The 10,572-nt window shown below is 44.1% G+C and carries 9 protein-coding genes and 2 rRNA genes (1 of these 11 only partly in view); 8 read left to right on the forward strand and 3 right to left on the reverse strand.

What is annotated here, in order from left to right; translation table 11 throughout:
* Positions 1 to 74: 74 nt before the first annotated feature.
* From NST22_RS04675 to NST22_RS04685, 3 genes are all read left to right on the forward strand, one after another.
* Positions 75 to 335: a YgaB family protein gene (locus NST22_RS04675; RefSeq protein WP_003242708.1), complete on the forward strand. Its 261-nt coding sequence runs from the start codon at positions 75 to 77 to the stop codon at positions 333 to 335.
* 143 nt (positions 336 to 478) lie between these two features.
* Positions 479 to 1,009 carry a DUF402 domain-containing protein gene (locus NST22_RS04680; protein WP_003223272.1) on the forward strand — a complete coding sequence of 177 codons (531 nt, stop codon included), beginning with the start codon at positions 479 to 481 and terminating at the stop codon, positions 1,007 to 1,009.
* A gap of 87 nt (positions 1,010 to 1,096) precedes the next feature.
* Complete coding sequence (locus NST22_RS04685) at positions 1,097 to 2,839, forward strand: ABC transporter ATP-binding protein (protein ID WP_009966836.1); 1,743 nt, start codon at positions 1,097 to 1,099, stop codon at positions 2,837 to 2,839.
* 76 nt (positions 2,840 to 2,915) lie between these two features.
* Here NST22_RS04685 and NST22_RS04690 read toward each other — a convergent pair whose 3' ends face one another.
* Together NST22_RS04690 and NST22_RS04695 are read right to left on the reverse strand one after the other, a co-directional pair.
* On the reverse strand, positions 2,916 to 3,977 hold the full coding sequence (locus NST22_RS04690; RefSeq protein ID WP_003233537.1) for an aromatic acid exporter family protein: 1,062 nt from the start codon (positions 3,975 to 3,977) through the stop codon (positions 2,916 to 2,918).
* 219 nt (positions 3,978 to 4,196) lie between these two features.
* The gene (locus tag NST22_RS04695; RefSeq protein WP_003233535.1) at positions 4,197 to 5,486 is read right to left on the reverse strand and encodes a glutamate-1-semialdehyde 2,1-aminomutase; all 1,290 of its coding nucleotides are present in this window, start codon (positions 5,484 to 5,486) and stop codon (positions 4,197 to 4,199) included.
* Positions 5,487 to 5,638: 152 nt separating this feature from the next.
* Between NST22_RS04695 and bcp the strand changes: the two genes are divergently transcribed.
* Positions 5,639 to 6,112 (forward strand): thioredoxin-dependent thiol peroxidase, encoded by a 474-nt coding sequence (bcp, locus tag NST22_RS04700; protein ID WP_003233532.1) that lies wholly within the window; start codon positions 5,639 to 5,641, stop codon positions 6,110 to 6,112.
* A 122-nt stretch (positions 6,113 to 6,234) separates the two neighbouring features.
* The gene (gene perR, locus NST22_RS04705; RefSeq protein ID WP_003223285.1) at positions 6,235 to 6,672 is read left to right on the forward strand and encodes a peroxide-responsive transcriptional repressor PerR; all 438 of its coding nucleotides are present in this window, start codon (positions 6,235 to 6,237) and stop codon (positions 6,670 to 6,672) included.
* Between the two features lie 34 nt (positions 6,673 to 6,706).
* Here perR and NST22_RS04710 read toward each other — a convergent pair whose 3' ends face one another.
* Positions 6,707 to 7,060 carry a YgzB family protein gene (locus NST22_RS04710; RefSeq protein ID WP_003243536.1) on the reverse strand — a complete coding sequence of 118 codons (354 nt, stop codon included), beginning with the start codon at positions 7,058 to 7,060 and terminating at the stop codon, positions 6,707 to 6,709.
* A gap of 207 nt (positions 7,061 to 7,267) precedes the next feature.
* Between NST22_RS04710 and NST22_RS04715 the strand changes: the two genes are divergently transcribed.
* The 3 genes from NST22_RS04715 to NST22_RS04725 form a co-directional block, all read left to right on the forward strand.
* On the forward strand, positions 7,268 to 8,152 hold the full coding sequence (locus NST22_RS04715; protein WP_003243727.1) for a nucleotidyltransferase-like protein: 885 nt from the start codon (positions 7,268 to 7,270) through the stop codon (positions 8,150 to 8,152).
* A 293-nt stretch (positions 8,153 to 8,445) separates the two neighbouring features.
* A 16S ribosomal RNA gene (locus NST22_RS04720) occupies positions 8,446 to 9,995 on the forward strand.
* A 170-nt stretch (positions 9,996 to 10,165) separates the two neighbouring features.
* Positions 10,166 to 10,572 (forward strand): 23S ribosomal RNA (locus NST22_RS04725) (it continues 2,521 nt past the right edge of the window).
* Together the 16S and 23S rRNA genes form the textbook arrangement of a ribosomal RNA operon.

Consider the following 10,572-nt stretch of genomic DNA (forward strand, 5'->3'; position numbering starts at 1 on the left):
GGGTTTGCTTTATGGAGATCGAAATGATTAAAGGAGGAAATGTTTATACTTTCATCAGGCTGAAGGAGGAACCGATGACCGAATTTGAAAAGCTGGTAAGTGAACAGATGAAAACGATGGATAAGCTTCTCGATCTCCAATCAGAGCTCGACCGCTGCAAACAAATTGAGGCGGAACTCCGGCATTTGGAAAGGGATGCAAGGCTGCGTGGGATTCAGGCTGAAATTGCGGTAAAACGGAAACACCTTGCCGATATACAGGATATGTTTCAAAAGCAGACAGAGCAGGTCATTCGTTCATATCGCAGCTCAGAAAAGCCGTCTTCCTTTGTGTAGTGCAGGAATGTGCCATTCCCCGGCCGGAATGGCTCTTTTATTTTCATTTTTCAATTTGTAACGTTATAATAGGTAAAAGACGTTGTCGGTAAGCAAATTTGGACATACTAACTGTAGGGCTTTATAGAAAGTAGGGGAGAAATATGGGCTATCCCAAGGAAGGAGAAACCATTCAAATTCACAGCTATAAGCACAACGGGCTGATTCATAGAATTTGGAATGAGACAACAATCTTAAAAAGTACAGAAATGTGTGTCATCGGAGCCAATGACCGGACGATGGTAACCGAATCAGACGGCCGGACATGGATAACCAGAGAGCCCGCAATCTGTTATTTTCACGCAAGACAATGGTTTAATGTCATCGGGATGCTGAGGGAAGACGGGGTTCATTATTATTGCAACATCAGTTCTCCGTTTGCCTATGATGGCGAAGCAATTAAATATATTGATTATGACTTAGATGTTAAGGTTTTTCCTGACATGACCTACAATATTCTCGATGAAGACGAATATGATGATCATCGGAAAGCCATGAATTATCCAAAAGAAATCGACAGTATTTTAAGAGACTACTTAAATACGCTGCTCCATTGGATTCACCAGCGTCAGGGACCGTTTGCGCCCGAGTTTGTCGATATGTGGTATGAACGGTATTTGCGCTATACAAAATAATGGTTACGTAAAAACCTGTTGCGGGGTACAACAGGTTTTTCACATGGGCTCACACACATCATGATAAAGAGAGAGGGGGAATCAACCGTGGGGGTTATGAAACGCTACATGCAATTCGTCAAACCTTATAAGAAGCAAATTTTCGTTACAGTGTTAATCGGGATCGTAAAATTCTCCATTCCGCTTGCTCTCCCATTGCTTCTGAAGTACGTAGTTGACGACATTATTCAAGGAGGCGGCACGGCCAGTGACAAAACCACGTCATTGTTCACGATTATGGCGATCATGTTCGCCTTATTTTTAATTTTGCGCCCGCCTGTTGAATATTACCGGCAATATTTTGCCCAGTGGACTGCCAGCAAGGTGCTTTATGATATAAGAGCTAAGCTGTTTGACCATATACAAAAACTGAGCCTTCGTTTTTACGCGAATACAAGAACAGGGGAAGTCATTTCCCGAGTGATTAATGATGTAGAACAAACAAAGGATTTCGTCATCACAGGGCTGATGAATATATGGCTCGATATGCTGACGATTTTGATTGTAATCTCTATCATGCTCACACTGGACGTTAAATTAACGCTGATCTCTATCGTTTTATTCCCATTATACGGAATATCAGTGAAGTATTTTTACGGCCGTTTACGAAAGCTGACAAGGGAGCGCTCACAGGCTCTTGCTCAAGTGCAGGGGCATTTGCATGAACGCATTCAAGGCATGCCTGTCATCAGAAGCTTTGCGATAGAAGATCATGAACAGGCTCAATTTAATGAGAAAAACGGTCATTTCTTAGATAAAGCCATCCGCCACACGAATTGGAACGCGAAAACCTTTGCGGTCGTTAATACCATTACAGATTTGGCGCCGCTCATCGTCATAGCGTGCGCCGGGTATTTTGTCATTAATGGACCGCTGACAGTCGGAACAATGGTCGCGTTTGTCGGATATATTGACAGAATGTACAACCCTGTTAGAAGGCTGATCAATTCCTCTACAACTTTGACACAGTCAATCGCATCAATGGACAGGGTGTTTGAATTTATTGACGAGCCCTATGAACTCACTGACAAACCAAATGCGATAAAGGCCGATCAGATTCGCGGAGGAGTGGAGTTTCAAAACGTTTCGTTTCAATATGAGAAGGACAAAGAAAATATTCTTCATGATGTATCCTTAAAAGTAAATAGAGGAGAAACTGTAGCTCTCGTCGGCATGAGCGGAGGAGGAAAATCAACGCTCGTCAGCCTGATCCCAAGATTTTATGATGTAACAAGCGGCAGACTGCTGATTGATGGGACGGATATTCGCGATTATGAAGCAAGAAGCCTTCGCAACCAGGTTGGTATGGTGCTTCAAGATACCTTTTTATTTAGTGAAACGATTCGGGAAAATATCGCGATCGGCAAGCCTGATGCCACACTTGAAGAGATAATCGAAGCCGCCAAAGCTGCAAATGCCCATGAATTTATCATGAGTTTTCCAGAAGGATATGAGACCCGGGTGGGGGAACGAGGCGTTAAGCTTTCAGGCGGACAAAAGCAGCGGATCTCAATTGCGCGGGTATTCCTGAAAAATCCGCCGCTCCTCATTTTAGATGAAGCTACATCAGCTCTGGATTTGGAAAGTGAGCATTACATTCAAGAAGCGATGGACAAACTGGCGAAGGATAGAACAACTTTTGTTGTCGCCCACCGTTTATCGACAATCACCCATGCGGATAAGATTGTTGTCATGGAAAACGGGACAATCATTGAAATCGGAACCCATGATGAACTCATGGACTATGAGAGCCAATACAAGCACTTATTTACCATTCAAAATTTGAACTAAAACATCAATCTTATATCCTTTTAACGAAGGATATAAGATTTTTTTGTATATAAAAAAACCCGGCTGTTTAACCGGGTTACTCTTCTGTTTCTATTTCGCAGTCTTTCGGATGATACGTTTGAAAACTTGTGATAAGTGTTTCTAAATGTTCAAGCTGCTCGCGATATTCCACGGCGCTTGCCATAATATTGAGCATGTTGTAATCAATAAGCTCCTCATCCGTATTCTGCTGATTTTTTAAAAATGACTTTGTTAAAAGCTGCTTATACCGGATGCCTTCTTCAACCGCGTCATCATGCGGCTTGATTTTTCCGACAAACCTCATCAAAATCCGCTCGTGCCAGTAAAGCAGGTAATCAAGTTCTTCAGTCAATGTTTCCTGAAACTCTTCCGGCATATGATAGATCTCGTTTTCCAGACGATGCAGCTTCTTCAATGTATCAAGCGCCCGATTTGCAGTAATAATGGCCTGTCTGAACAGGACAAGCTTTCTTGATTTCACATAAGTCGTTTTCTTAAAGTAACTTCTTTCTTCTTTATATAGAAGATATGTCTGATCAAGCTTGATCATTTTTTCTTTCAGTTTTTCAATATCCTCTTTCAAAATCGAATGCTCTGTCGACTGCCGCATGGACAATCTGATCCACTTCATAATTTCTTCGGTGTTTTCGACGGTATTATGAATCAGCTTTGTTTCGTACTTAGGAGGCAAAAACACAAGGTTGACGATAAAGGAAGAAAGCACCCCTAAGATGACTGTGCTTGTTCTGATCAGCGCGAACATTAAAAAGTCGTCACCGGCAGATTCTAATATCGCAATGACTGTTACAAGAGCAATTGAAATTGTATGTTCAATTTTAAGTTTCAGCATGATTGTAATGACAATAACTGCTGTTAACCCGATCATAATCGGGCTGGGTCCGAAAATAAGGCCGAACACTGTGGCAATCACAGCTCCGATGATATTTGCTTGAACCTGGTCAATAATAATGAGAAAAGAGCGGTAAATCGACGGCTGGATCGCAAATATCGCTGCAATTCCAGCGAAAATCGGCGCGGGAAGCCCGATCCACGAAGCCAAATAAAGGGCAAGTGTAATCGCAATCCCGGTTTTGAAAATGCGGGCACCAAGTTTCATTGGTTTGTGCGTGCATTCCTTTCTATAGTAAATTGTGTGACATAGCAAATGGGCTAATCCTTAAAATTCCCGGTTAGTTTATTTGCTAAACAATTAAGTAATATACAGGGATCGATACAAATATTCAAGCTATTTTTCTAGAAAAAGACCAAAATCTTACACGCTGTTTGATTCCATAAAAAAACAGGAGCTCAAAGCTCCTGTTCAAGGTATTTGATTCTAGTTTTTTAGATGTTTAAATGCATCCTCGACCGCTGTAAGCGTGTCTTTAATATCCTGCTCTGTATGTGCTGTGGTAATAAACCAAGCTTCATACTTAGAAGGTGCTAAATTAATTCCGCGTTCCAGCATCAGCTTGAAAAACGTAGAGAATGTTTCTCCGTCACTCCGTTCAGCCTGCTCGTAATTTTCCACTTTCTCATCAGAGAAGTATACCGTGAGCGCACCTTTTAACCGGTTGACCGTAATGGTGATGCCGTGTGTTTCTGCGTGCTTCAAAATGCCTTCCTCAAGCATAGCGCCAAGGTGATCAAGCTTTTCATACACGCCTTTTTCTTTGAGCACTTCCAGACAAGCGATGCCTGATAGGATGGAAGCGGGGTTCCCTGCCATTGTTCCTGCCTGATAAGCAGGCCCTAGCGGAGCTACCTGCTCCATGATTTCTTGTTTGCCGCCATAGGCCCCAATCGGAAGTCCGCCGCCGATAATTTTCCCGAGTGCTGTTAAATCTGGTTTCACCTGTAAGAGATCCTGCGCGCCGCCATACATAAAGCGGAAAGCCGTAATGACTTCATCGTAAATAACGAGAGCCCCTGCATTATGTGTTAATTCATTTACTTGTTCTAAGAAGCCCTCTTTCGGCTCCACGATACCGAAGTTGCCGACAATCGGTTCAACGAGAACCGCCGCGATTTCACTGCCCCATTTTTCAAGAGCTGCTTTATAGCTATCGATATCATTAAATGGTACTGTGATCACTTCGTTTGCAATGCTTTTCGGTACACCGGCTGAGTCTGGTGTGCCGAGAGTAGACGGGCCGGAGCCTGCGGCGACAAGCACAAGGTCCGAATGCCCGTGATAGCAGCCCGCAAATTTAATGATTTTTGTCCGGCCTGTATATGCGCGAGCCACGCGGATGGTCGTCATAACGGCTTCTGTACCCGAATTGACGAATCTTACTTTGTCCATAGCGGGAATGGCTTCTTTGAGCATTTTTGCAAATGTAACCTCGTGTTTCGTTGGTGTTCCATACAATACACCGTTCTCTGCTGCTTTTTTAATCGCTTCTGTAATATGCGGATGGGCATGTCCTGTAATAATCGGACCGTACGCCGCTAAATAATCGATGTATTTGTTGCCGTCCACATCCCAAAAATAAGCGCCGCTTGCTTTCTCCATTGCAACAGGAGAACCGCCGCCGACTGCTTTATATGATCTAGACGGGCTGTTTACACCGCCGACAATGTGCTGTAATGCCTCATTGTGAAGTTCAATTGATTTTGTATGCAAGAATAAAAACCTCCTATATCTCCATGCGTCCTTTCTATTGTAGCATGCTTCCGAACAAGAACAATGGCTTCGGGCTTCAGATTCAGCTGAGATGGTTGTAATCTGGACAAGAATTGGATACGCTTAATAAAAAAACATCCGGAGGTAACGTAATGACTATAGAAATCGGACAAAAAGCGCCTGATCTTGAGTTAAAAGGTGATCATGGGGAAACAGTAAAATTATCGGATTATAAAGGAAAGTACATCGTGCTTTATTTTTATCCAAAGGACATGACACCGGGATGTACAACTGAAGCATGCGATTTTCGGGACAGTCACGAAAGCTTCGCCGAACTGGATGCCGTCATTATCGGCGTCAGCCCGGACAGCCAGGAAAAACACGGAAAATTTAAAGAGAAGCATAACCTTCCATTTCTGCTTCTTGTTGATGACGAGCATAAGCTGGCGGAAGCATTTGATGTGTGGAAGCTGAAGAAAAACTTCGGAAAAGAGTATATGGGAATCGAGCGTTCCACTTTTTTAATTGATAAAGAAGGCCGGCTCATTAAAGAATGGAGAAAAGTAAAAGTAAAGGACCATGTAGCCGAAGCGCTTCAAACCCTCAAAGATATGTCTGAAAAGTAAATCTCTATGAGCCTATGCTTACTTTTACCCTGATATCAATTGACAAATTATCGTAGAAAGAGTTACACTAATTATAAACATTACAATGTAAGAATTTTTTTTAGAAGAGAGGTGCATGACGGATGGCTGCACATGAACTAAAAGAAGCCTTAGAAACGTTGAAGGAAACCGGAGTTCGCATTACTCCTCAACGTCATGCGATTCTGGAATATCTCGTTAACTCTATGGCTCATCCAACAGCGGACGATATATATAAAGCTCTGGAAGGGAAATTTCCTAACATGAGCGTAGCGACGGTATATAACAATTTGCGTGTGTTCCGGGAATCAGGTTTGGTAAAAGAGCTCACATACGGTGATGCTTCCAGCAGATTCGATTTTGTCACATCCGATCACTATCACGCGATTTGCGAAAACTGCGGTAAAATTGTGGACTTCCACTACCCGGGCCTTGATGAAGTGGAGCAGCTCGCTGCCCACGTCACGGGCTTCAAGGTAAGCCACCACCGTTTAGAAATTTACGGCGTCTGCCAAGAGTGTTCGAAAAAAGAAAATCATTAAAAATAAGCTGACCGCACGAAACGGTCAGCTTATTTTATTTCGACATTTTCTTTTTATTATAAGACTCATCAAATTCTTTTCCTTCTAATCCCTTATCTAAAGTCAGCGGCTCTCGGCAATGCATGCACATATCGACTACTCCTAAAACCTTTGTCTCTTTATCACAGCCTGGACAAATGACGCGAACCGCTTTAGTCGAAAGCATTCCGATCCAAAAGTAAACTACCGTGCTGAGACCGATGGATAAAAGCCCAAGTATCATAAACAAACTAGAAAGCAAAACTGACTCTTTGAAAAAGATCCCGATGTACATAATGATAAACCCAACGAAAACCAAACTTAACGCAAATGTTCTGATTTTATTAATTTTGCTGGAGTATTTCGCCATGTCCATCCCCCTCTGTTTTAACTATAGCACAAACCCGATGGGATTTTCTTCATGTTTTCGGTTGAACTGGAATTTACATATGGAGAGTTACTGTGAAATTGTTTATAATAGTTCAATGTGTTTAGAAAAAAGGAATTTCGTTTTAACCATAGAATTGAATCAAATAGAGAATAAAAAAATTTGAACAATTGCATTGGAGGAATAGTGATGGAAAATCTTCTCCGTCCAATTTACCAAGAAAGAGCAAGTCACCCCAATACATTGGCTGTCATTATGATTGAGAGAAGAAACAAAACATCTTCCTTAACAGATAACTTTGATGCAGCTTTGCTGGTGATTGTAAAGGATGCTGATGAGCCAGTTTTTATAAAGCATTATGAATTTGATCATCAAACAGCTTCTTTGCATGTGGTAACAGATTCTCAGATTCAAGAATGGATTTTGCTTGGAACAAATAGAAGAATCATAGATTGGATTGTAAATGGCAGAGTCTTGTTTGACCGTAATGAATACGTAGTTGAACTGATTGACAGGCTGAATACATTTCCGTTTGCCGAACGTAAACTGAAGATCGGACTCGAATACGGCAAATTAATCAGAAGGTATGTTGAAGGGAAAGCTTTTTTTGAAGCCAATCAATTTTTAGATGCCTACAATGCCGTTGTTCATGCGCTGCATCATTTAGCACGTATTGAAGTAATCGACAGAGGATTCCATCCCGAAACCACGGTGTGGAGCCAAGTGCGCCAGATGGAGCCCCAAGTGTACAAATTATATTCCGAGCTGATTGAAAGTCATGAGAGCCTGGAAAAAAGACTTGAATTATTATTCTTAGCAAATGATTTTCTCATCCATTCCAAAGCCGAGATCGGTTCGGCGCATCTTTTCGAAGTAATGAAAGAAAAAGACATTTGGCAATTCGGTGAGCTTCTTCAACATCATGACCTAAAGCACTTTACCCAAGATCTTGGCGTTATGCTTGATTACTTGACGGAAAAGGGACTTATCAACGTCTGCCAGATAGAAACGAAAGGACAGGCTGTCTATCACCGAGGATATTCTTTTAAAAAAGGTGTTGACTCTGATTCTTGACCGTGTTATATTATTAAACGTCGCTGATGCGCTTCTGAGAAAACAAGCTCACAGCGGCGGGAAAATAAATCAAAAAAACATTTGACAAAAGAAAGTCAAAATGTTATATTAATAAAGTCGCTTCAACAAGAAGTGAAAATGATCTTTGAAAACTAAACAAGACAAAACGTACCTGTTAATTCAGTTTTTAAAAAATCGCACAGCGATGTGCGTAGTCAGTCAAACTAGGGCCTGCACGACGCAGGTCACACAGGTGTCGCCGCAGGATGCGGTGAACTTAACCTGTGATCCATTTATCGGAGAGTTTGATCCTGGCTCAGGACGAACGCTGGCGGCGTGCCTAATACATGCAAGTCGAGCGGACAGATGGGAGCTTGCTCCCTGATGTTAGCGGCGGACGGGTGAGTAACACGTGGGTAACCTGCCTGTAAGACTGGGATAACTCCGGGAAACCGGGGCTAATACCGGATGGTTGTTTGAACCGCATGGTTCAAACATAAAAGGTGGCTTCGGCTACCACTTACAGATGGACCCGCGGCGCATTAGCTAGTTGGTGAGGTAACGGCTCACCAAGGCAACGATGCGTAGCCGACCTGAGAGGGTGATCGGCCACACTGGGACTGAGACACGGCCCAGACTCCTACGGGAGGCAGCAGTAGGGAATCTTCCGCAATGGACGAAAGTCTGACGGAGCAACGCCGCGTGAGTGATGAAGGTTTTCGGATCGTAAAGCTCTGTTGTTAGGGAAGAACAAGTACCGTTCGAATAGGGCGGTACCTTGACGGTACCTAACCAGAAAGCCACGGCTAACTACGTGCCAGCAGCCGCGGTAATACGTAGGTGGCAAGCGTTGTCCGGAATTATTGGGCGTAAAGGGCTCGCAGGCGGTTTCTTAAGTCTGATGTGAAAGCCCCCGGCTCAACCGGGGAGGGTCATTGGAAACTGGGGAACTTGAGTGCAGAAGAGGAGAGTGGAATTCCACGTGTAGCGGTGAAATGCGTAGAGATGTGGAGGAACACCAGTGGCGAAGGCGACTCTCTGGTCTGTAACTGACGCTGAGGAGCGAAAGCGTGGGGAGCGAACAGGATTAGATACCCTGGTAGTCCACGCCGTAAACGATGAGTGCTAAGTGTTAGGGGGTTTCCGCCCCTTAGTGCTGCAGCTAACGCATTAAGCACTCCGCCTGGGGAGTACGGTCGCAAGACTGAAACTCAAAGGAATTGACGGGGGCCCGCACAAGCGGTGGAGCATGTGGTTTAATTCGAAGCAACGCGAAGAACCTTACCAGGTCTTGACATCCTCTGACAATCCTAGAGATAGGACGTCCCCTTCGGGGGCAGAGTGACAGGTGGTGCATGGTTGTCGTCAGCTCGTGTCGTGAGATGTTGGGTTAAGTCCCGCAACGAGCGCAACCCTTGATCTTAGTTGCCAGCATTCAGTTGGGCACTCTAAGGTGACTGCCGGTGACAAACCGGAGGAAGGTGGGGATGACGTCAAATCATCATGCCCCTTATGACCTGGGCTACACACGTGCTACAATGGACAGAACAAAGGGCAGCGAAACCGCGAGGTTAAGCCAATCCCACAAATCTGTTCTCAGTTCGGATCGCAGTCTGCAACTCGACTGCGTGAAGCTGGAATCGCTAGTAATCGCGGATCAGCATGCCGCGGTGAATACGTTCCCGGGCCTTGTACACACCGCCCGTCACACCACGAGAGTTTGTAACACCCGAAGTCGGTGAGGTAACCTTTTAGGAGCCAGCCGCCGAAGGTGGGACAGATGATTGGGGTGAAGTCGTAACAAGGTAGCCGTATCGGAAGGTGCGGCTGGATCACCTCCTTTCTAAGGATATTATACGGAATATAAGACCTTGGGTCTTATAAACAGAACGTTCCCTGTCTTGTTTAGTTTTGAAGGATCATTCCTTCGAAACGTGTTCTTTGAAAACTAGATAACAGTAGACATCACATTCAATTAGTAATACAAGATATCACATAGTGATTCTTTTTAACGGTTAAGTTAGAAAGGGCGCACGGTGGATGCCTTGGCACTAGGAGCCGATGAAGGACGGGACGAACACCGATATGCTTCGGGGAGCTGTAAGCAAGCTTTGATCCGGAGATTTCCGAATGGGGAAACCCACCACTCGTAATGGAGTGGTATCCATATCTGAATTCATAGGATATGAGAAGGCAGACCCGGGGAACTGAAACATCTAAGTACCCGGAGGAAGAGAAAGCAAATGCGATTCCCTGAGTAGCGGCGAGCGAAACGGGATTAGCCCAAACCAAGAGGCTTGCCTCTTGGGGTTGTAGGACACTCTGTACGGAGTTACAAAAGAACGAGGTAGATGAAGAGGTCTGGAAAGGCCCGCCATAGGAGGTAACAGCCCTGTAGTCAAAACTTCGTTCTCTCCTGA

Origin of the sequence: Bacillus sp. PS237 (assembly GCF_037963345.1) — a bacterium.
In the GTDB taxonomy this organism is placed as follows: Bacteria; Bacillota; Bacilli; order Bacillales; family Bacillaceae; genus Bacillus; species Bacillus subtilis.

Coding starts and splice junctions, on each gene's coding strand:
- NST22_RS04675 (WP_003242708.1), top strand. CDS start 75: ATGACCGAATTTGAAAAGCTGGTAAGTGAACAGATGAAAACGATGGAT.
- NST22_RS04680 (WP_003223272.1), top strand. CDS start 479: ATGGGCTATCCCAAGGAAGGAGAAACCATTCAAATTCACAGCTATAAG.
- NST22_RS04690 (WP_003233537.1), bottom strand. CDS start 3,977: ATGAAACTTGGTGCCCGCATTTTCAAAACCGGGATTGCGATTACACTT.
- bcp (WP_003233532.1), top strand. CDS start 5,639: ATGACTATAGAAATCGGACAAAAAGCGCCTGATCTTGAGTTAAAAGGT.
- perR (WP_003223285.1), top strand. CDS start 6,235: ATGGCTGCACATGAACTAAAAGAAGCCTTAGAAACGTTGAAGGAAACC.
- NST22_RS04710 (WP_003243536.1), bottom strand. CDS start 7,060: ATGGCGAAATACTCCAGCAAAATTAATAAAATCAGAACATTTGCGTTA.
- NST22_RS04715 (WP_003243727.1), top strand. CDS start 7,268: ATGGAAAATCTTCTCCGTCCAATTTACCAAGAAAGAGCAAGTCACCCC.